Source organism: Pantoea dispersa, from assembly GCF_019890955.1.
GTDB lineage: Bacteria > Pseudomonadota > Gammaproteobacteria > Enterobacterales > Enterobacteriaceae > Pantoea > Pantoea dispersa.
In genome coordinates, this window is record NZ_CP082346.1 from 528,877 (window position 1) to 549,532 (window position 20,656).

The 20,656-nt window shown below is 56.8% G+C and carries 19 protein-coding genes; 10 read left to right on the forward strand and 9 right to left on the reverse strand.

All coding sequences use genetic code 11. The features are described from left to right. Positions 1-7: 7 nt before the first annotated feature. Complete coding sequence (locus K7H94_RS02545; protein WP_021509614.1) at positions 8-682, reverse strand: DUF1190 family protein; 675 nt, start codon at positions 680-682, stop codon at positions 8-10. 141 nt (positions 683-823) lie between these two features. Beyond that, positions 824-2,296, reverse strand: coding sequence for an outer membrane channel protein TolC (tolC, locus tag K7H94_RS02550; RefSeq protein WP_058776524.1), 1,473 nt, complete (start codon positions 2,294-2,296; stop codon positions 824-826). 213 nt (positions 2,297-2,509) lie between these two features. Here tolC and nudF point away from each other — a divergent pair, with 213 nt between their 5' ends. The 9 genes from nudF to K7H94_RS02595 all read left to right on the forward strand — a co-directional run bounded on the left by nudF (position 2,510) and on the right by K7H94_RS02595 (position 14,822). Beyond that, positions 2,510-3,145 (forward strand): ADP-ribose diphosphatase, encoded by a 636-nt coding sequence (gene nudF, locus K7H94_RS02555; protein ID WP_021509612.1) that lies wholly within the window; start codon positions 2,510-2,512, stop codon positions 3,143-3,145. Further along, on the forward strand, positions 3,142-3,567 hold the full coding sequence (locus K7H94_RS02560; RefSeq protein ID WP_021509611.1) for a DUF1249 family protein: 426 nt from the start codon (positions 3,142-3,144) through the stop codon (positions 3,565-3,567). Before nudF ends, K7H94_RS02560 begins: the two co-directional genes overlap by 4 nt. A gap of 64 nt (positions 3,568-3,631) precedes the next feature. Continuing rightward, the gene (gene cpdA / locus K7H94_RS02565; RefSeq protein WP_141496441.1) at positions 3,632-4,459 is read left to right on the forward strand and encodes a 3',5'-cyclic-AMP phosphodiesterase; all 828 of its coding nucleotides are present in this window, start codon (positions 3,632-3,634) and stop codon (positions 4,457-4,459) included. Between the two features lie 3 nt (positions 4,460-4,462). Further along, entirely contained in the window at positions 4,463-5,044 is a 582-nt protein-coding gene (yqiA, locus tag K7H94_RS02570; protein ID WP_058771368.1) for an esterase YqiA, read from the forward strand. A 46-nt stretch (positions 5,045-5,090) separates the two neighbouring features. Then, on the forward strand, positions 5,091-6,986 hold the full coding sequence (parE, locus tag K7H94_RS02575; protein ID WP_021509608.1) for a DNA topoisomerase IV subunit B: 1,896 nt from the start codon (positions 5,091-5,093) through the stop codon (positions 6,984-6,986). A gap of 297 nt (positions 6,987-7,283) precedes the next feature. After that, the gene (locus K7H94_RS02580; protein ID WP_058776526.1) at positions 7,284-8,183 is read left to right on the forward strand and encodes a LysR substrate-binding domain-containing protein; all 900 of its coding nucleotides are present in this window, start codon (positions 7,284-7,286) and stop codon (positions 8,181-8,183) included. Positions 8,184-8,441: 258 nt separating this feature from the next. Further along, the gene (locus K7H94_RS02585) at positions 8,442-10,565 is read left to right on the forward strand and encodes an Ig-like domain-containing protein (protein WP_222951590.1); all 2,124 of its coding nucleotides are present in this window, start codon (positions 8,442-8,444) and stop codon (positions 10,563-10,565) included. Positions 10,566-10,747: 182 nt separating this feature from the next. Beyond that, positions 10,748-11,491, forward strand: coding sequence for an OmpA family protein (locus K7H94_RS02590; protein WP_222951591.1), 744 nt, complete (start codon positions 10,748-10,750; stop codon positions 11,489-11,491). A gap of 205 nt (positions 11,492-11,696) precedes the next feature. After that, positions 11,697-14,822, forward strand: a complete 3,126-nt coding sequence (locus K7H94_RS02595; RefSeq protein WP_222951592.1) for an Ig-like domain-containing protein — start codon at positions 11,697-11,699, stop codon at positions 14,820-14,822. 70 nt (positions 14,823-14,892) lie between these two features. Here K7H94_RS02595 and K7H94_RS02600 read toward each other — a convergent pair whose 3' ends face one another. Both K7H94_RS02600 and K7H94_RS02605 read right to left on the reverse strand, forming a co-directional pair. Further along, on the reverse strand, positions 14,893-15,201 hold the full coding sequence (locus K7H94_RS02600; RefSeq protein WP_058759782.1) for a putative quinol monooxygenase: 309 nt from the start codon (positions 15,199-15,201) through the stop codon (positions 14,893-14,895). A 36-nt stretch (positions 15,202-15,237) separates the two neighbouring features. After that, on the reverse strand, positions 15,238-15,819 hold the full coding sequence (locus K7H94_RS02605; protein WP_150059418.1) for an NAD(P)H-dependent oxidoreductase: 582 nt from the start codon (positions 15,817-15,819) through the stop codon (positions 15,238-15,240). Between the two features lie 162 nt (positions 15,820-15,981). On the opposite strand from K7H94_RS02605, the gene K7H94_RS02610 reads away from it, so the two are divergent. Continuing rightward, on the forward strand, positions 15,982-16,746 hold the full coding sequence (locus K7H94_RS02610; protein ID WP_059009791.1) for a transporter substrate-binding domain-containing protein: 765 nt from the start codon (positions 15,982-15,984) through the stop codon (positions 16,744-16,746). A 169-nt stretch (positions 16,747-16,915) separates the two neighbouring features. Here the strand turns inward: K7H94_RS02610 and K7H94_RS02615 are convergent, their stop codons facing one another. The 5 genes from K7H94_RS02615 to K7H94_RS02635 all read right to left on the reverse strand — a co-directional run bounded on the left by K7H94_RS02615 (position 16,916) and on the right by K7H94_RS02635 (position 20,652). Then, complete coding sequence (locus K7H94_RS02615; protein WP_058759784.1) at positions 16,916-17,779, reverse strand: ketose-bisphosphate aldolase; 864 nt, start codon at positions 17,777-17,779, stop codon at positions 16,916-16,918. A gap of 100 nt (positions 17,780-17,879) precedes the next feature. After that, positions 17,880-18,731, reverse strand: coding sequence for a class II fructose-bisphosphate aldolase (locus K7H94_RS02620; RefSeq protein ID WP_058776532.1), 852 nt, complete (start codon positions 18,729-18,731; stop codon positions 17,880-17,882). Positions 18,732-18,740: 9 nt separating this feature from the next. Then, positions 18,741-19,832: a PTS fructose transporter subunit IIC gene (locus tag K7H94_RS02625; RefSeq protein ID WP_058776533.1), complete on the reverse strand. Its 1,092-nt coding sequence runs from the start codon at positions 19,830-19,832 to the stop codon at positions 18,741-18,743. Between the two features lie 11 nt (positions 19,833-19,843). Beyond that, positions 19,844-20,158, reverse strand: a complete 315-nt coding sequence (locus K7H94_RS02630) for a PTS fructose transporter subunit IIB (RefSeq protein ID WP_222951593.1) — start codon at positions 20,156-20,158, stop codon at positions 19,844-19,846. A gap of 23 nt (positions 20,159-20,181) precedes the next feature. After that, positions 20,182-20,652, reverse strand: coding sequence for a PTS sugar transporter subunit IIA (locus K7H94_RS02635; protein ID WP_010618474.1), 471 nt, complete (start codon positions 20,650-20,652; stop codon positions 20,182-20,184). Positions 20,653-20,656 lie beyond the last annotated feature (4 nt).

Genomic DNA, 20,656 nt, shown 5'->3' on the forward strand with positions numbered 1-20,656 from the left:
CGCGGGCTTAGCCTCCCAGCGAGCGGCTGCCGGTGCTGGTGGCACTGCTGCGCTGCATGGTGTTCTGTTTGGCTACCGTCTCACCAAAGCCGCCACGGGTGATGGTGGACGTAGTGGCCGGTTTTGGCGCCAGCGCGGTTTTCGGCACGTTTACCGTCCGGCCCGAGGTGGCCGCACCGTAGTTCTTACCGGAAGCATCAACAAACTGGCCGTTAGCCGGGCTGTTAGGGGTTTTTGGCGAGAACAGCGGCTGCTGCGCAAAGCCAGCGCCGCCGCCCATCAGACGACCCATCATGTAGCCGGCCATCAGAGGCATCCAGAAGCTGCCGCTCTGCTGCGCTTCAGCATTGTTCGCCGTGGTACCGACGCCCGCCTGTGCCGGGGTTTGCTGACACTGGTTTTCGCCGAATTCCGCGACACAATCTTCACGCGTGGCGTATTTTGGCGCGGTGCGCTCAGCCTCTTTCAGCGCGTTGTTGTAAGCGGTGGTGCACTGGGCGCTCTGGCCCGGATTGGCTTTCGCACAATCATCGGCGTTCTGGTACATCGAAACCGTTTCATCGCTCTGTTCGCAGCCTGCCAGCATAAACACGGCGGTGACCGCCAGTGCGACCGGCGTTAAATGGCGTGCCTGCCAGCTTTTACGGAAAGCGGCATGACGAATATTTTTTGTCCGTTTCATTATCTTCATCCTGTGCCCAAAGGTGGGGCTTAGGATAGGTGATGAGTGGTGGAAAATGAAGCGGGAAGCCGGGTGGCAAGGGGATCTTTACGTTGTTATACGTTTGAATGCGAAAGGGGCCGCAAGCGGCCCCTTGAAGGCTTAATTAGCGAAAGGGTTGGCACTGTTACGTGCCGCGGCCGGACGGGCCTGAGCGGCGGCGGAAGCGGAGGTCGCTTTCGGGCCGTTATCCACGCGCGCGGCCTGCTGGCTGTTTTCCGGCGCGACCACTTCTGGCGAGGTCGTCACTTCTTTGCCCAGCGTGCTGTTCAGCTGTTGCAGATCCTGCTCGTTCAGCGTGCCCAGCGCATATTTGATGTTCAGCTGGTTGATCAGGTAGCTGTAACGCGCATTCGACAGCTGCTGTTTAGCGTTAAACAGCGTGGTGGTCGCGTCTAACACATCAACGATGGTACGCGTACCCACCTGATAACCGGCTTCCGAGGCATCTAATGAGCTCTGCGCCGAGATTACCGACTGTTTGTAAGCGTCGATGCTGCTGATCGAAGCGTTCACGTTGTTGAACGAAGAACGGACGGTCTGGATCGCGCTACGGTGCGCGCCTTCAAGCTGCTCGCTGGCGGCGACGAAGTTATACTGCGCCTGTTTCACCTGCGAAGTCACTGAACCGCCGCTGTACAGAGGCAGTGAGAAGCTCAGGCCAACCTGGTTGGAGCCGGTGATCGAGTCAGTGGTACCGGCACTCTGATTAGCGCGGCTGCCGCCGTATTTGCTGTTCGACAGACCGGTAGAAGCGGTCAGATCCAGCGTCGGCATGTGGCCGGACTCGGCGGAGCGAATCTGCTCACGCGCCAGATCCTGGCTCAGACGGGCAGACAGCAGGTTGAGGTTACGGCTCTCAGCCTGTTTCAGCAGACTGGACACCGCTTCCGGACGCGCCGTTTTGAAACGATCGATATTCAGTGACGCCAGCGACAGATAATCCATGCCGGTGATCTGACGCAGCGATTCCACCGCATTATCCAGGTCGTTACGCGCGGTCACTTCGTTGGCCAGCACGCTGTCGTATTGAGCACGGGCGTTCTGCACATCGGTGATGGCCACCAGACCGACGTTAAAACGCTGGGTGGTCTGATCCAGTTCGCGGTAGATCGACTGTTTCTGCGCTTCAGTGTAAGAAAGCGTATCAATGGCCTTCAGCACGTTGAAATAGGCGGTTGCGGTGTTCAGGATCAGATCCTGCTGCGCTACCTGATAAGTAACGTCCTGAATGCCGGCCGTTTTTTCCTGCAGCGTCAGCGCACGCCATTTCGACATGTCGAAAATCGTCTGCGTTAATTGCAGCGAGGCGCTGGTCGTGTTGGAATGGAGACCGCTGTTGTCGCGATAGCCGCTGTTATAGGTATAATCTGCACCCAGACCCAGCTGCGGCAGCAACGGGCTACGCGCTTCGTTAATTTTCTCAAAAGCAGCGTCGCGATCGGCGGCTGAAGCACGCAGATCCGGGTTGCTGAGGCGCGCCTGCTGGTAGACCTGCAACAGGTTTTCTGCCTGGCTGGCAAGGCTGAAACCGCCCAGGCTCAGTCCAATAAAAAGTGGGAGCAGTTTTTTCATTTGCATTCCTTGTGTTGCAGCAAATGCACAGAGAGTGTGCTGCAGGTAAGCCAAAAAATAATCGCCGATTCTACAGAGGCGGCGTCAGAGATAAGTTGGCTGAACGTGCCTTCTCCCCCTAATTTACGTAAATAATTCAGAAAGAACCACTCGGACGGAGCACAAGGGTTGGCTTTTCTTCGCTCCATCCCAATCTGCATAAGGAACCAGATGATGGCGGGTGAAAAAAAATCCCCTGTGACTTTCACAAAAAACGATGTAGAAATTATTGCACGCGATACTCGCTACGATGGTTTTTTTTCCATCGTCAGTTACCGCTTCCGCCACCGCCGTTTCAATGGCGACATGAGCGGTGAAGTGGTGCGCGAAGTTTTTGAGCGCGGACACGCTGCCGTGCTGCTACCCTATGATCCCCTGCGCGACGAAGTAGTGCTGATCGAACAGATCCGCATTCCGGCCTATGATTCCAGCGCCACGCCCTGGCTGCTGGAGATGGTGGCCGGCATTATTGAACCGGGTGAAACACCGGAAGATGTGGTGCGTCGTGAAGCGGTCGAAGAGGCTGGCCTCAAGGTTGGCCGCGTCAAACCGATAGTGAATTACTTAGCCAGCCCCGGCGGAACCTCAGAGCGTTTGTCGGTGCTGGTGGGCGAAGTGGATGCCAGCCAGGCAGAGGGAAATCACGGGCTGGAGGAAGAGAATGAGGATATTCTTGTGCATGTGGTAAGCCGCGAACAGGCTTATCGCTGGGTGGAAGAGGGGATTATTGATAACGCGGCATCTGTCATCGCTCTGCAATGGCTGGCGTTGCACCATGAGAAACTAAGAGAAGAGTGGAAGCCAACATGAAACAGCGCTATACCCCTGATTTCCCCGAAATGATGCGTCTGTGCGAAACCAATTTCGCTCAGCTGCGCCGCCTGCTGCCGCGCAGTGACGAGGCAGGTGCGTCGGTGATGTATCAGGTGAACGGCGCCAGTTATCAGCTGACTATTGAAGAGTCGACGCGCTATACCACGCTGGTGGAGATCCGCCAGGTGGCACCCGCAGTGAGCTACTGGAGCCTGCCGTCCATGTCGGTGCGGCTCTACCATGATGCGATGGTGGCTGAAGTGTGTTCCACTCAGCAGATCTATCGCTTCAAAGCGCGCTATGATTATCCTAATAAAAAATTGCATCAGCGCGATGAAAAACATCAGATTAACCAGTTCCTTGCCGACTGGTTGCGGTACTGCCTGGCGCACGGCGCGATGGCCGTGCCAGTATGCTGATAGCGATACCCTGAATCCGCACGGGTATATAACGCAACGATAGCGTGGAGAGAAAGGAAACGCTTTGGATAGCCTGCTAACTCTTCCTGCGGCAAATGGGTCCGATATCAGAATTTTACAAATTACGGATACCCATCTTTTCGCGGGAAAACATCAATCGCTGCTTGGAGTGAATACCTGGTCGAGTTTTGATGCGGTGCTGGACGCCATCGCGGCGCAACAGCGCGATTACGATCTGATTATCGCCACTGGCGATCTCGCCCAGGATCACACCGTCGAAGCTTATCAGCATTTTGTTGCGGGCATTGCACGTCTGCCGAAGCCGTGCGTCTGGCTGCCGGGCAATCACGATTTTCAGCCGGCGATGGTGGATACGCTGGCGCAGGCCGGCATCGCTGCGGACAAGCATGTGCTGCTCGGCGAGCACTGGCAGCTGGTGCTGCTGGACAGCCAGGTTTTTGGCGTGCCGCACGGCATGCTGAGCGACTATCAGCTGGAGTGGCTGGACCGCACGCTGCGTCAGTACCCCGATCGCTACACGCTGGTGCTGCTGCACCATCATCCGCTGGCCTCTGGCTGTACCTGGCTTGACCAGCACAGCCTGCGCAATCCGCATCAGCTGGATGCGGTGCTGCAAAATTTCCCGCTGGCGCGCCACCTGGTGTGCGGCCACATTCATCAGGAGCTGGATCTCGACTGGCACGGCCGCCGCGTACTGGCGTCGCCTTCGACCTGCGTTCAGTTCAAACCGCACTGCACCAACTTCACTATTGATACCGTGGCACCCGGCTGGCGCTGGCTGACGCTGCAGGCGGACGGCACGCTGCACACCGAAGTGAATCGTCTGCAAAGCGATCTGTTCCGTCCGGATCTGGATTCCGAGGGCTACTAAACCATGGCGGCGCTGATTTATCTGCACGGATTCAACAGCTCACCGCAGTCGGCTAAAGCGACGCAGTTACAGCAGTGGTGTCAGGCGCAGCATCCGCACATTGAGGTGCTGGTGCCGCAGCTGCCGACTTTTCCCGCTGAGGCTGCTGCGCTGCTGGAAGAGTTGGTGATGCAGTATGCCGGGGAACCGCTCGGGCTGGTGGGGTCATCGCTCGGTGGTTATTTTGCCACCTGGCTGTCGCAGTGTTTCATGCTGCCGGCGGTGGTGGTGAATCCGGCGGTGCGGCCGTTTGAACTGCTGGTGGATTATCTGGGTGAAAACCGGAATCCCTACACCGGCCAGCAATATGTGTTAGAGTCTCGCCACATTTACGATCTGAAAGTGATGCAGATTGACCCTCTGGAAGCGCCCGATCTACTCTGGCTGCTGCAACAAACCGGCGATGAAGTGCTCGACTATCGCCAGGCGCTGGATTACTACAGCGCGTGCCGTCAGACGGTAGAAGAGGGCGGCAATCATGCCTATATCGGATTCGAACGCCATTTTGCGCAGATGATTGATTTTCTGGGACTGAATACTCCCTGATGCTGCGGGATGGGCCCATTTTCCTATTGCTAATCAGACTGTTACGATGAGCCAATCTAGCTATAATGCTGACGCCATTGAGGTTTTAACCGGCCTCGAACCGGTACGTCGCCGTCCGGGCATGTACACCGATACCACACGCCCTAACCATCTGGGCCAGGAAGTGATCGATAACAGCGTCGATGAGGCGCTGGCCGGTCACGCCAAACGCGTGGAAGTCATCCTGCACGCCGATCAGTCGCTGGAAGTGATCGATGATGGCCGTGGTATGCCCGTCGATATCCACCCGGAAGAGGGCGTGCCAGCGGTCGAACTGATTCTCTGTCGCCTGCACGCCGGCGGTAAATTCTCCAACAAAAACTACCAGTTCTCCGGCGGCCTGCACGGCGTAGGGATTTCGGTGGTCAACGCCCTGTCGAAGCGTGTGGAAGTCACGGTGCGCCGCAACGGTGAGATTTACCAGATCGCCTTCGAAAACGGCGATAAAGTGCAGGATCTGGCGGTGATTGGTACGGTAGGCAAACGTAACACCGGCACCAGCGTTCACTTCTGGCCAGACGAAAGCTTCTTTGACAGCCCGCGCTTCTCGGTCTCCCGCCTCAAGCATCTGCTGAAAGCCAAAGCGGTGCTGTGCCCGGGCGTTGAAATTGTCTTTAAAGACAAGGTGAACGATACCGAGCAAACCTGGCTGTATCAGGATGGCCTGACGGATTACCTGAGCGAAGCGGTGAACGGCCTGCCAACGCTGCCGGAAAAACCGTTTGTCGGCAGCTTTGCCGGTGATGTGGAGGCAGTCGACTGGGCGCTGCTGTGGCTGCCGGAGGGCGGCGAGCTGCTGACCGAAAGCTACGTCAACCTGATCCCAACCATGCAGGGCGGAACGCACGTTAACGGCCTGCGTCAGGGCTTGCTCGATGCGATGCGCGAATTCTGTGAATACCGCAATATTCTGCCGCGCGGCGTGAAGCTGTCGGCGGAGGATATCTGGGATCGCTGCGCCTATGTGCTGTCGGTCAAAATGCAGGATCCGCAGTTTGCCGGACAGACCAAAGAACGTCTCTCCTCACGCCAGTGCGCGGCGTTTGTCTCAGCGGTAGTGAAAGATGCCTTCAGCCTGTGGCTCAACCAGAACGTGCAGGCCGCCGAAATGCTGGCCGAGCTGGCGATCTCCAGCGCACAGCGTCGTATGCGCGCGGCGAAAAAGGTGGTGCGTAAAAAGCTGACCAGCGGACCGGCGCTGCCGGGCAAGCTGGCCGACTGTACCGCGCAGGACCTGAACAAAACCGAACTGTTCCTGGTGGAAGGGGATTCTGCGGGCGGCTCCGCCAAGCAGGCGCGCGACCGCGAATATCAGGCGATCATGCCGCTGAAAGGCAAGATCCTCAACACCTGGGAAGTGTCGTCGGATGAAGTGCTGGCGTCGCAGGAAGTACACGATATTTCGGTGGCGATCGGTATCGATCCTGACAGTGAAGATCTCAGCCAGCTGCGCTACGGCAAAATCTGTATCCTCGCGGATGCGGACTCCGACGGCCTGCACATTGCCACGCTGCTGTGCGCGCTGTTTGTGAGGCACTTCCGCTCGCTGGTGCAGCAGGGCCACGTCTATGTGGCGATGCCGCCGCTGTACCGCATCGACCTCGGTAAAGAGGTGTATTACGCGCTCGATGAAGACGAAAAAGAGGGCGTGCTGGAGCAGCTGAAACGGAAAAAAGGCAAGCCGAACGTGCAGCGCTTTAAAGGTCTGGGTGAGATGAACCCGCTGCAGCTGCGCGAAACCACGCTCGATCCTAACACCCGTCGTCTGGTGCAACTGACGGTCGACGAAGAAGACGTCGAGCAGACGTTACGGATGATGGACATGCTGCTGGCGAAGAAACGCTCGGAAGACCGCCGCAACTGGCTGCAGGAAAAAGGCGACCTCGCCGACCTCGAAGTGTGATGCAAACGGGACGCTGCGGCGTCCCTTTTTTATGCCGGCAAGGCGTTTCATCGCTGCCCGTCCCGATCTGTCCCATCGCTGCCCGTCCCGATCTGTCCCATCGCTGCATGCCCGTGAATAAAAACCGCCCTGTGCGCGGCACCCATATGCCGCCTGCTGCCCCGGGTCAGCGATAATCCCTGCGTTTTGCTGCATTGTGGTATCCTGCCGCTGCTGAACGTGGAGCAATCTACCTCAGCAGCCGTGAGAACGAGGCTAAGACCGGTCTCGAAGTAGCAATGCGCTGAGGTAGGAAGAGTGAAAATCACACTGGAAGAGTTACGCGCCTGGGTCGCGGTGGTGGACACCGGTTCGATTACCGCCGCAGCGGAACAGCTGGATCAAACCAGCTCCGGCATCAGCCGGGCGCTGAGCCGCCTCGAAAGCAAACTGCAAACCACGCTGCTGCACCGCACCACGCGTCGCCTGGCGCTGACCGAAGAGGGGCTGATTTTTCTCGATCACGCGCGGCAGATCCTTGCGTCGGTGGAGCAGGCCGAAGAGCATATTGCGCAGCGGCGCGACATTCCCTCCGGACGGCTGCGCGTCAACGCCAATACGCCGTTTACCCTGCATGTTATCGTGCCGCTGGTTGCCGAATTTTGCGCGCGCTATCCGCAAATTCAGCTGGAGCTGAACACCGATGACATTGTCATCGACCTGCTTGAGCAGCAAACCGATATCGCTATTCGCATTGGCGAACTGCGCGACTCCACGCTGCGCGCCCGCGTGCTGGGCAGCAGCGCGATTCGCCTGCTGGCCAGTCCGGCCTATCTGGAAAAAGCCGGCGCGCCGCAGAGCGTGGAAGATCTGCTGACGCACCAGCTGCTGGGATTCAGCCAGCTGGACGCGCACAATGTCTGGCCGGTGTGGCAGCGCGAAGGCGAGTTTTTGCGCATCAAACCCACGCTTTGCGCGTCGAGCGGTGAAACCCTGCGCCAGCTGGCGCTGGCCGGCCAGGGCATTGTGCGGCTATCGGATTTTGTCAGCCGCGAGGATCGCGCCAGCGGCCGGCTGGTACAGGTGCTGGAAAATGACACGCGCGAACTGCGCCTGCCGATTCACGCAGTGTACTATCGCAACCAGTCGCTCAGTTCCCGCATCACCTGTTTTCTGGATTTTTTACGGGAAAAAATTCAGGAAAATCATCTGTTATAGTCCGGTTCTGTTTGAATAACCTTTCCTGTTATGTTCTGCCTTCACTGATAAAAACGCTTTAATTCAATCGGTTAATGATTTAGCTATCTTTCGGTCGCCCATTTAAGAATTTTTTCCTAACGGGACATTTCTTATGTCTCGGATTTATCTCTTTCCGGATTATGTCGCAACTTTGAGCCCACCCAAGGGCAGAGCCAGGGAGATTGCGGCGCTTGCCTGCAAACGCGCAGTCAAAATTAATCGACGGAAGGAAGAATCATGAACGTTTCACCCGTAAGTGTGGCGGTTATCGATAAGAAAACCATAACAAAAGCGGAAGTGCTGCGCGCCGGTAAAGATGGCAAAGCAGTGAAGATTCAGGCAATTACCAACGGTAAATACCTGCTGACGCAGAATCAGGACGGCACCGCGCCTGAAAACATCACCGTTAAACGCGTGGGGAAAAACCTGCTGGTGATGCTGGAAGGCTCAGACGCCAGCAAACCGGATCTGATTATCGAAGATTTCTTCGCTAAATCCGGCACCTTAGTGGGTAAAGCGGAAGACGGCGAAATGCACGCTTACGTCGCGACGGACGGCAATGCCGACCACGAAGCGGCCGCGCTGGCCGACGGCGAAACTACCGCGCTGGCGCTGGGTGAAGGCAGCGTTGATGATAATTCCGGTTACGCACTGGCCAGCGGCTTTGAATGGTCGCCGGCGCTGATTGCGCTCGGCGGTCTGGCGGCTATCGCGGCAGCGGCGGGTCTTGGCTATGTCGCGGCGAAACACCATTACGACAATAACGACGGCAGCCACAGCGGCAAAGGTGAAGGCGGCGGTGGCAGCGGCGGCGGCGATATCAGCAAGCCCACCATCAGCGATGTGATTGATGATATCGGCGACGTAACCGGTTCGGTAGCGAACGGCGGCCGCACCGATGACACCATGCCCACCTTCAACGGCACCGGCACGCCGGGCAACACCATTGAAATATGGGATGGTGAGACGCTGCTGGGTGAAGTGCTGGTGGATGACGAGGGTAACTGGACCTTTACGCCGGAAAAACCGCTGGCGGCAGGCAATCACAGCATCGTTACCGCCGAGCGTAACGCCGAAGGCGTGGTAGGTGAAGAGAGCGATCCGTGGGAATTCATCATCGATCTGACGGCGCCAGCCAAAGGCACCATTGGCAGCGTGATGGACGATATGCAGGATCCGCCGGTGCTGATCGAAAAAGGTGGCGTGACGAAAGACAATACGCCGACGCTGACCGGTAAAGCTGAAGCGGGCTCGACGGTAGAAATCTGGAACGATGGCGTGAAGCTGGGCACCGCCAGGGTAGACGCCGAAGGCAACTGGACCTTTACGGCTCCGGCGCTGCAGGATGGGCGACACGAGCTGAGCATCGTGGTGGTCGATCAGGTGGGGAACAAATCACTGCCATCCGATCCGTTCATCGTGGATGTGGACACCGTGGCGCCGGAAAATCCGGGCATCGGCGTGATTAAAGACAGCGAAGGTAATCCGCTGGAAGACGGTTCCACCACAAAAGATCTGCGTCCGACGCTGGAAGGCAGCGGCAACGACGGCGATATCGTGGTGATTATCGACAACGGCAAGCCCATTGGTTCGGTGATTGTGGAAGACGGCAAGTGGACCTTCACGCCAGAAAACAATCTGCAACCGGGTGAGCACGAGCTGGAGATCGTAGTGCGCGATCCGGCCGGCAACGAATCGCCGGCCTCTGACAAGGTCACGATTGGGTTTGAAGGCGACACGCAAGTGCCGGTCGATCCTGAACCTGTCGATGGCCTGCCCGATCCGGACGTTCCGGTTTCCGGCGTGATTGAGCATATCTTTAAAGACAATAACGACGCCGGCGTGCGTACGCCAATCGAAAACGGCGGCGCGATGAACGATCCGAGCATCATTGTGTCCGGTAAAGGCGTGCCAGGCGAGCTGGTTACCATCTACATTGTCGGTCTGGAGAACAGCTACAGCTTCACTACTACAATTGGTGCTGACGGCAAATGGGAGCTGACGACGACGGATCTGGCGGATGATGTTTATCAGCTGCGCGGCGTGTTCTCCAGCGATGGCGAAGTGACCGGCAAAACGGACATTTATGAAGTGGAAGTCGACACCATTCCACCGCCGCCGCCAGAAATTAATGCGCTTGAGCTGGCCGGTCTCGATCTTTCTGCTCTGCTTTCGCTGGACAATCATGAACTGTTCAATGAGGCCGACGAGCAGCAGCAGCCGATTAATGCGGAATTACTGCAGCTTAATAACGATGCGTTTAATGACTGGAATAATCAGGAAAGCCAGAGTGGTGTAATGGCTGAAAATAATTCCCAATCAGATGCGCTGTTCTTACAGAACGAAATCGAACAATTCTAATTTATCTGGAGCATACAGGTGCAATTTATTGCACCTGTGAAACTTAAATGAAAATTGCAAAAAAATTACTTTTAGCTTCACTGGTGTGTGCGCCAGTATTAACGACTTTTTCAACCCAGGCGCAAAATTCATTTGGTGCCGCATGGCGCAGTTTATCGCCAGTATCGGCAGAGCAGGCGCGGGTGGTTTATTATCGTCCGGCTTTATTAACCGGAGAAAAACCGGCGAATATTTATGTCGACGGTGAATTTCAGACGTCATTACTGGCCGGTGGCTATACGGTGTTTTGTGTCGCGCCGGGCACGCATTCGCTGGGCAGTTATGTCAACGATGCGCCAGATTATCAGGGTAAACGCGCGCAATCGTGGAGTGATAAACTGGCTGCCGGTAAAACCTACTACATTCGCGCTAACCTCGATGACAGCGGTCGTCCGCTGGTGGTCAGCCAGCAGCAGGCGCAGCAGGAATTGCTGAGCACCAAACGGCAGGCTCATCTGCTGTCGCGCGCCTCGTCGGTACAGCGCTGTCAGGAAGGAACGACTGAAGCTTATGATAACTATGCATTTTCATCCGACCTGCTGTTCCGCTTTGGCAGCGCCAACAGCAACGACATCTCAGCACAGGGGCGCGAAGCACTCAGCAGTTTTGCCGGCATGCTGAAAAAGGAAAATGCCGCTCAACGCCACATCATCGTCACCGGCTTTACCGATCCTATTGGCAGCGACAGCAGCAATATGGCGCTCGGCCAGCGTCGCGCTGAGGCGGTGAAAGCACTGCTGATCGCCCTGGGGATGAATGCGGCCAATATCACCGCGCAGAGCATGGGTGAATCTCAGGTCAATACCCAGTGTTCAGGCAGTCTGCAGGAGCAGAAAGCATGCTATGCCAGCGAGCGCCGGGTTATTATCAGTATAGAAAATAAGTGATCTGATTTAATTATTTTAGCAGCGCATTCTCACATCTCATATTGATGAGGTGTGAGGCACTGTGCCTCGGTGAAGTTATTAGAGGTTTATATAACTTAATCGATTAAGACGTTTCTCGTATTGTCAGCAGGCATAAAAAGCGAAATTAAACCTGTGTTCGGCTGGAAATCCCGAAACATTATTTAACGTAAAAGGAATACACATCATGGCTAATATTCAAGATAAACTAGAGAACGCCCGCGTTATCTCGACCAAAGATCAGTTTTATAAATGGATTGATAAAAGCGTAGGCGATGCCAACGGCGGCAAGCTGGAGATTACAATCGATGGTGAAATGCACATTGTAGATATCAGCGAGGACGGCAAATGGTCATTCGACCCGAAAACCAGCTGGTTAGACGGCACCCATGTCATTCAGCTGGTATCGATTGATAAAGCGACTAACCCGAGTAATCCGACTATCTTCATTCTTGATATGGATACTACGCCTCCGGCGAAACCGGAAATCTGGCGCGTGATTGATGACGCTGCGGCGGAAGATCGCTACCTGACGCCGGGTGACGCCACCAGCGACAAAACGCCGGCGCTGTCTGGTGTGGCAGAACCTGGCACGATTGTTACCCTGTACGATAACGGTAAAGAGATCGGTTCAGTGGTAGCAGACAAAATGGGCGCATGGAGCATCACGCCGGAACTGGCAGACGGCGAGCACAAGCTGACCGTGATGGCGAAAGATACGGTTGGCCATGAAAGCCCGATTTCTGATGCTTTCAACCTGACAATTGCCGACGGTGTAGTCACTCAGGCAGTGAACGAAGCGGTATCTGAAACGCCGGCAGAAGCAGCCATCGTGGATGCGGCTAATTCTGCGGGTGAACCGGTCAGAACCATCAACACAAAAGTAATTACGATCAGCGGTGGAAACGCGGAACCCAATGCATTAGTACAGATTGTTATTGATGAAACAGTTTATACTACCCGCGCTGATGCCAGTGGCAAATGGCAGTTTGAGTCGCCGGAGCTGAAAGAGGGTTTGCACGTCGCGGGCATTCGTTATCTGGACCGTGCGGGCAACTGGGGATCATCAACTCCGCGTATTTACAATATCGACACTTCTGCACCGGAAGCACCGCAGATTATGCGCGTGATTGATAATGAAGGCAGCGCGGATACCTATCTGACGCCGGGCAACTACACCAATGACAAAACCCCAACCCTGTACGGTGTTGCTCAGCCGGACAGCCTGGTCAAAATCTACGATATTTACTCCAAAGCGATTGGCAGCGTGAAAGCCGGTGCCGATGGTCGCTGGAGCTTCACGCCGGAATTGACTACCGACGGCACCCACGTGTTCAGCGCCAGCTACACCGATCGCTTCGGCGCCGAGAGCCCGCGCTCTGACAACTTCGCGCTGACGCTGGATACCAAAGTGCCGGACGCGCCATCACTGAATGAGGTGTTCGATGACGAAGGCCGCGTTACCGGTCCGCTGAAGTCAGGTGACATTACCGATGACAAAACTCCAACCCTGTCGGGCAGGGGAGATGCGGGCGTGATCGTGCGCGTGTGGGACGGCGATAAACTGATCGGTTCAACCGTGGTGGACTCACGCGGTGAATGGAAACTGGAGGTTGAGCTGGGTGAGGGCGAGCACTCGCTGGTTGTGGATTCTATCAGCAAAGGCGGCACCGTCTCTGAGAAAACCGATCCGTTCAAACTGGTTGTCGACAGCAACATTCTGCCGGCCCCGGTGGTGGATGAGATGGTCGCCAACAACGGTGATGAAGAGCGCGTACTGCAGCCAGGCGATTCCACCAACGACACCACGCCAGTGCTGCGCGGTGAAGGCAACAATGGCGACGTCATTTCCGTGATCGTTGATGGCGAGCCGGTGGCAAGCGCAATTGTTAGAGATGGCAAGTGGGAAATTGAATTGCCAGAACTGGCAGAGGGTTCGCATGATATTGAACTGATCGCCAAAGATCCGTCCACCGGCAAAGAGTCACCGACCTCTGATCCAATCAACGTGATTATCGATATTACGCCACCGGATCAGCCAAAACCACCGACGATCATCGATAACGAAGGTGATAAAAACGGTCCGGTTGAGCCAGGTCAGCCCATTGATGACAACCGTCCTGGCTTCGGCGGCGACGGCGGCAACCCGGGCGACAAAGTGGAAGTCATTATCGAAGACGGTACCGGTAATAAAGTGGTGATCGGCACCGGCATTGTCGGCGAAGACGGCAAGTGGGAAGTGAAACCGGAGAACCCAATCGATGACGGTAACTATCAGGTTATCATCGGGATCACCGATCCGGCTGGCAACGAATCGCAGCCCTCCGATCCTATCGATCTGATCATCGACACCAAAAAGCCAGGCTCGATGGAAGGCTCATACGTACTGGAGGATAACGTCGGTCCTATTCAGGGTAACATCGAAAATGGCATGGTTACCGATGATAAACAGCCAACCCTGAAGGGTACCTCACCAGATCTGTCGCAGGTGATCATTTACATCGACGATCTGGAGCCGATTGTAGTTGACGTTATTGACGGCAAGTGGAGCTATGAGCTGCCAGAACTGGGCGAGGGCAACCATAAAGTTGAAGTACAGCCGGTGAGCCAGTCCGGTGTGAAAGGCGACAAAGAAGCCGCCATCAACTTTGATGTGGATACCACCAAGCCGGAGCCAGTAGAAGGTGGCCCTAAGGCTAACTTCGAAGGCGTGTTTGCGGATAAAACCGGCATTGAAATCCCGGTGCGTCCGGACACCAACGATGACACCCTGATTTTCAAAGGTAAGGGGTCAGAAAACGGTTCTATCGTGATGATTTGGGCCGACGAAGCGCGTGAGAATCTGATCGGCTCTACCGTGGTGCAAAACGGCGTGTGGCGCTATGAGTCTGACAAACTGGCAGAAGGCGATTATGCCTTTAACGTCACGATACGCGATGCGGCCGGTAACGAGCTGGTCATTGACCATACCGTTAAGACCAACGTCGACGTTACCCCGCCGCCGCCGCCAGAAATCAACTCGATCTTCGCTGCGGGTGCCACTGATGTAGAAGGACTGATGAGCATGTCGCTCAACGACATCATGGCGCAGGGCCAGGACTCTCTGTTCATCGACAACGGCAAGTCACAGCTGGTGGTGAATGCCAAACAGGGCGAGGCGCTGACGCTGGAAGACATCCTGCCAGCCGGTGAAGATGCCAGCTCCTGGCAGCAGGCCACCGGTACCGTCACCGTCGGTGGCAACGAGTACAACGTCTACAGCAACGGTGATGCGGAACTGCTGGTGCAGAACCTGCACAACGAACAGCACTGATCATTGATTAGCTGCTAAACAAAAGCCCCGGTCGCAAAACCGGGGCTTTTTTTATGCCTGCAGCGGAAAATCAGGCGGTCGGTTCCAGCACCAGAATTTTCACGTCTACCACGTCATCTTTGATGGTGGCGCGATGCGCATCCATGTGCGGCATCTGCTGATGCTGCTCCAGATGGCGCAGCGATTCCCACTGCTCGAGCATAAAGATCGAGTCTGGCGAGTTCTGCTTCCACGGCACCTGCGCCTGGTGATCGACCAGCGCATCGTACTGATGGCAACCCTCTTCTTCCAGCACGACAGGGATCAGTTTATTAATCGCCTCCAGCACCTCCTGACGGCGGCCCGGCTTAACGCAAATTTCTGCAACCACAGTTAACATAACGCTTCCTTCTGTTTTTTCCCGGTGTGCTTACAGTTAAGCAAAGATCTGGCTGAGATGAGTCCGATAACGTGCGATATCGCGCGGCACGTCCGGCTGTTTAATCACGTCGTTACAGATAAAGGTCGGCAGACTTTCCATACCGAGGAACTGATTGGCTTTATGGAAGTGCAGGTACAGGCCGTCCACGCCGACGCCTTCAAAGAACTGGTCGGGATCGGTAAAGGCTTCCAGCGGGGCGTTCCAGGTCAGCGACAGCATGTATTTTTTGCCCTGAATCAGGCCGCCGGAACCGTACTTTTTGCCGGCATCGCTGCGCGAACGGCCATCGCTGGCGTACAGCGCGCCGTGGCCCAGAGTAAACACCTCATCGATGTACTTTTTCACCGTCCACGGCTCGCCCATCCACCAGCCCGGCATCTGATAAATCACCACGTCGCTGTCGAGGTATTTCTGCACTTCGTCTGCCACGTTGTAGTCGCTATCGGCAACGGTCACCTGAACCTCATGGCCCAGATCGCGCAGCTGGCTGGCCGCCACTTCGGTCAGGGTATGGTTCAGTTCGCCTTTGGAATGGGCAAAGGTCTTGCCGCCGTCGATAATCAAAATCTTGCTCATAGATAATTCGCTCCGTTTCTCATAGATGCCGCCCACTCTACGCGCGCGCGCGGGGCAAAAAAATGCGTGATTGATCACAAGACTTTTGCTCTCAAAGCAATAATGCCGTTACTTATGCAACAATCCGCACGCTAACCAACATCCACTTAAAAAGAACACACCATGAAAACTGTGATACTGAGTGCCTTACTTCTGGTGGCCGGCACGGCTCAGGCGCAATCCCACCTTGATGACATTCGCCAGAGCAAAACCCTGAAGGTCTGCACCACCGGCGATTACAAGCCTTACACCTTTCTGCGCAGCGACGGCCAGTATGAAGGGCTGGACATCAGCATGGCGCAGTCGCTGGCCGCCAGCCTCGGCGCAAAAGTAAAGTGGGTGCCAACCACGTGGAAAACCCTGAGCGAAGATTTCGTGGCGAAACAGTGTGATATCGCGCTGGGCGGTGTCTCCGTGACGCTTAAACGTCAGCAGATCGCCTGGTTCGCACAGCCGCTGGGCGTCGATGGCAAGATTCCGCTGGTGCGCTGCGCGGATAAAGCGAAGTACCAGACGGTTGAGCAGATCAACCAGCCGCAGGTGCGGGTAATCGAGCCGGCTGGCGGCACCAATGAAGCGTTTGTGCACAGTCATCTGCCGCAGGCCAGCCTGCAGCTGGCGGAGAACACCGGCATTTTCCAGCAGCTGGTGGATAACAAAGCCGACGTGATGATTACCGATGCTTCCGAAGCGCTGTTCCAGCAGCAGCACTATCCGTCGCTGTGCGCCATCAATCCGCAGCAGCCGATGCAGTATGGCGAGAAGGCTTACATGATCCCACGTGATGATATGAGCTGGAAGCTGTATGTCGATCAGTGGCTGCACCTCAGCACTGCCACCGGCGAATATGCGCAGATCGCCAGACAGTGGCTGGGCGTGGTGAAGTAATTGTTAGCGATAAATCGTATCGCGACAGGCGTTACCGTCCCGTAGCGGCGCAATTTATTGCGCAATCAGCAGCAGTGCGGCGGGTGAATACGCGCGATAAATCGCGCCGCTACGGCATGGGCAACTGACATCCCGCACTTCCGTAGCGGCCCTATTTATTGTTTTGGAATCAACGATACAACCCGGCTTTACCCAGCCCGCCAAACAGATTCATCTTGTAGCGAATCACCGCTTTCGCGGCGGCGATGGCGTCCGGATAAATCACATTCGGATCCCACCAGCTCTCCCGCGCGAGGATCTCGCGCAGTCTGGCGAAATAGGCGAACTTCATGTCGCTGGAGATATTAATCTTGCCCACGCCCAGCGTCACCGCCTCGGCAATCTCCGCGTCCGGGTTGGCCGAACCGCCGTGCAACACCAGCGGAATATCTACGCGCTGGGAGATTTCCTTCAGAATGTGCATCTGCAGCTCCGGTTTCATATCTTTGGGATAGATACCGTGCGCGGTGCCAATTGCCACCGCCAGCGTATCGACGCCGGTGCGCTGCACAAAATCTTCCGCCTGCGCCGGTTCGGTGTAAATCACCTTGCTCACGCCGCCTTCCACCGTGGTACCGGTATCGCCGATGGTGCCGAGCTCGCCTTCTACCGACACGCCCACCGCGTGCGCCAGCTTCACCACCTCTTTGGTCAGCGCCACATTCTCTTCGTACGGCAGCAACGAGCCGTCAATCATTACCGAGGTAAAGCCGCACTGAATAGCGCGCAGCACCTGCGCAATTGAAGCGCCGTGATCGAGGTGAATAGTAAACGGCACGCGGCTTTTCAGGGTGCGTTCGCGCACGTAGCCAAAAAATTCATCGGTGACAAATTCCAGTTCGCTCGGATGGATAGAAATAATGGCGGGCGTATTGGTGGCTTCGGCTTCTTCCACCACGGCCCGGATAAAGCAGCTGTCAGCGACGTTAAATGCGCCGATGGCGAAGCGATGTTCACGGGTCGGGGCCAGCATCTCTTTCATTGAAATCAACATGTTTATGTTTCCTTAGCGTGAGTTTTACCAGAGCCGGCGCACGCGCCGACCCGATGAGGGATAAAAAGAAACAGTTGGAAATTGCGCCGCGATCGGGGCGTCAGTAGCGGTTTGCCGACCCTGACCAGCTCAGATATTCAATAACCACTTCGCGACAGGCGGACTCCATCAGCGCCAGCACATCGGCCAGCTCGGCCTGCGGATGCTGGCGCAGCGCCTGCTGCACCGCGTGCTTACCGGCGTCGAACACCGCAGCGCCGACGTTGATCTTAGCGACGCCACAGGCGCTGACGCGGCGTATATCCTCCGCCGGGGTGCCCGAGCCGCCGTGCAGTGCCAGCGGCCGCGTCGTCACCGCGTGCAGCTGCTGCAGCCGTTCGAAGTCGATCTTCGGCTTTACGCCTGGCGGATAAAGCCCGTGCGCGGTACCGACCGAAATCGCAAGCAGGTCGATGCCGGTCTGCTCAATAAACGGCAGCACGTCTTCCACCCGCGTCATCTTCACGGCGGCATCGGCCAGTTCATATGTGGGCGCATCGGCGATATGCCCCAGCTCGCCTTCAACGCACACGCCAGCGGTATGCGCCATCTTCACTACCGCTGCGGTCTGACGAATATTGTCCGCCAGCGGCTCGGCCGATGCGTCAATCATCAGACCGGTAAAGCCGGCGCGAAACGCCTGACCAATCAGCGGAAAAGCTTTGCCGTGGTCAAGCGCCAGCGCCACCGGCACCGCGGCCTGAGCCGCCAGCGCCTGTACCAGCGGCGCCGCCACCGCTGGCGGAAAATGCGCGCTGTGCCCCTGATACACATTGAGGATCAGCGGCGCGCGCTGCTGTTCCGCCGCCTGAATCGCCGCGCGGGCGGTTTCGAGGTTGAAGCAGTTGATCGCCAGCACTGCGTACTTGTGCTGGAAGGCGGCCTGAATCAGGTCATTCATCATGGCAAACATGCGGGCTCCTTATTCCAGAGTGAATTTGATCTCTTCATCGCGGACGCCGGGCGCTTCCACGTCATCGAACTCTTCATCCTGCTGCGTGACCGGTTTTTTCATCACCGACAGCATCACGCCGCACACCACGGTGCCGATGCCAAGCGCCAGACAGAACAGCCACGGTTTGGTGAACAGCGGCACCACAAACATGCCACCGTGCGGCACCGGCGCTTCCACGCCCCACACCATAATCAGTCCGCCGGCCAGCGCTGAGGCCACCACGCAGCTGGCCACCACGCGCAGCAGGTCGCGTGCCGCAATCGGAATCACGCCTTCGGTAATCATGCAGATGCCCATCGGGAAGGCGGCTTTCAGCGCCTCTTTCTCTGCTTTGGTGTATTTGTGGCGCGTCAGCAGATACGAGAGAGTGATGCCGAACGGCGGAATGATGGAGCCGACAAACTTCACCGCTTCCGGACCGTAAATGCCGTCGACCAGCATGCCGTCGGCGAACAGCGACATGGTCTTATTGATCGGCCCGCCAAAGTCGAAGGTGGCCATCGCGCCGAGGATGGCGCCCATCACGAACTTTGAGCCGCCCTGCATGGACTCCAGCAGATCAATCAGCGTCTTTTGCAGCCAGACGATCGGCTGGCCGATAAAGGTCATCATCAGCAGCCCGGCGATGATGGTGCTGAGCAGCGGCAGCACCATGATCGGCATCAGCCCCTGCATCGACTGCGGCAGCCTGATCACCCGGCGCAGCAGCAGCACGGTGTAGCCGACGAGGAAACCGCCCAGAATGCCGCCGATAAAGCCGGTGCCGATCTGGCCGCAGATAAAGCCGACGATCAGACCAGGAGCAAAGCCGGGACGATCGGCAATGGAGTAGGCGATGGCGGCGCTGATCAGCGGCACAATCAGCCCCATGCCCCAGCCACCGATCTGGTTCAGCATCCACGCAATGCTGCCGGTCTGCTTGCCGACGTCCGGCCCGCCAATCACCTGGCCGAGCGCGATGCAGATGCCGGCGGCGACGATCAGCGGGATCATCCATGAGATGCCGGTGAGCAGGTGGCCTTTGATCTCCTGGCCGTACTGACGTTTGTGATCGCTCATGATCGATCTCCTCAGGCGCGCGCCAGTGAATCCGCCACTTTTTCGAGGAATTTCACCGGTGACTTGATCACCACTTCGGTTTTCACTCGCACGATGGGTTTGCCCTGGAAGCGCTCTTCGCCGTTGATCTTGACGTCAACCGCGAGGATCACCACGTCAGCGACGTCGATCTGCTCACGTGTCAGCGGCGTTTCAGTGCCGATGGTGCCCTGGGTTTCAACGTGGATGGTGTGGCCCAGCGCGTGAGCCCCCTTAATCAGTTTTTCGCGCGCAATGTAGGTATGCGCGATGCCTGCGGTGCAGGCCGCTACACAGACGATATTCATGTGGCACCTCAAGGTGTTGGGTATTAACAGAGGTCGGTTTCGGCGTACTGACTAAACAGCCGGATGATATTGCCGGGGTCATTCTCCGCCAGCAGTCGGGCTATCACCTCATCATCGGCCAGCGCGCTGGCCACCTGCGACAACAGGCGAATATGGGTAGTGTTCTGATCTTCCAGCCGCACGGCGAACAGGATGATGCAGCGCACCTGGCTGCCATCCAGCGTTTCCCACGGAATATCCTGCTGGGTGCGGCCAATGGCGAGCGTGGTTTGTTTGACCGCCGACGATTTGCCGTGCGGAATCGCGATATGGTTTTCGAAGCCGGTCGAGCCTTCCGCTTCACGCAGCCAGACATCGGCAATAAACGCGGCGCGATCGCTGATGGCGCCGTCGCTCACCAGCAGATCGGTGAGTTCGTTGATCGCCTCTTCTTTACTGGTGGCGCTGAGCGCCAGGTTAACGCGGCGCGGCGTCAGAATGCGGGAAATGTCCATGGTT

Excerpts from the sequence above, each read along its gene's own strand:
- K7H94_RS02620 (WP_058776532.1), bottom strand. The coding sequence starts at position 18,731 with ATGTTTGCCATGATGAATGACCTGATTCAGGCCGCCTTCCAGCACAAG.
- parE (WP_021509608.1), top strand. The coding sequence starts at position 5,091 with ATGAGCCAATCTAGCTATAATGCTGACGCCATTGAGGTTTTAACCGGC.
- K7H94_RS02560 (WP_021509611.1), top strand. The coding sequence starts at position 3,142 with ATGAAACAGCGCTATACCCCTGATTTCCCCGAAATGATGCGTCTGTGC.
- nudF (WP_021509612.1), top strand. The coding sequence starts at position 2,510 with ATGGCGGGTGAAAAAAAATCCCCTGTGACTTTCACAAAAAACGATGTA.
- K7H94_RS02605 (WP_150059418.1), bottom strand. The coding sequence starts at position 15,819 with ATGAGCAAGATTTTGATTATCGACGGCGGCAAGACCTTTGCCCATTCC.
- K7H94_RS02600 (WP_058759782.1), bottom strand. The coding sequence starts at position 15,201 with ATGTTAACTGTGGTTGCAGAAATTTGCGTTAAGCCGGGCCGCCGTCAG.
- K7H94_RS02615 (WP_058759784.1), bottom strand. The coding sequence starts at position 17,779 with ATGTTGATTTCAATGAAAGAGATGCTGGCCCCGACCCGTGAACATCGC.
- K7H94_RS02625 (WP_058776533.1), bottom strand. The coding sequence starts at position 19,832 with ATGAGCGATCACAAACGTCAGTACGGCCAGGAGATCAAAGGCCACCTG.
- yqiA (WP_058771368.1), top strand. The coding sequence starts at position 4,463 with ATGGCGGCGCTGATTTATCTGCACGGATTCAACAGCTCACCGCAGTCG.
- K7H94_RS02585 (WP_222951590.1), top strand. The coding sequence starts at position 8,442 with ATGAACGTTTCACCCGTAAGTGTGGCGGTTATCGATAAGAAAACCATA.
- K7H94_RS02610 (WP_059009791.1), top strand. The coding sequence starts at position 15,982 with ATGAAAACTGTGATACTGAGTGCCTTACTTCTGGTGGCCGGCACGGCT.
- K7H94_RS02545 (WP_021509614.1), bottom strand. The coding sequence starts at position 682 with ATGAAACGGACAAAAAATATTCGTCATGCCGCTTTCCGTAAAAGCTGG.
- K7H94_RS02635 (WP_010618474.1), bottom strand. The coding sequence starts at position 20,652 with ATGGACATTTCCCGCATTCTGACGCCGCGCCGCGTTAACCTGGCGCTC.
- K7H94_RS02630 (WP_222951593.1), bottom strand. The coding sequence starts at position 20,158 with ATGAATATCGTCTGTGTAGCGGCCTGCACCGCAGGCATCGCGCATACC.
- tolC (WP_058776524.1), bottom strand. The coding sequence starts at position 2,296 with ATGAAAAAACTGCTCCCACTTTTTATTGGACTGAGCCTGGGCGGTTTC.
- K7H94_RS02595 (WP_222951592.1), top strand. The coding sequence starts at position 11,697 with ATGGCTAATATTCAAGATAAACTAGAGAACGCCCGCGTTATCTCGACC.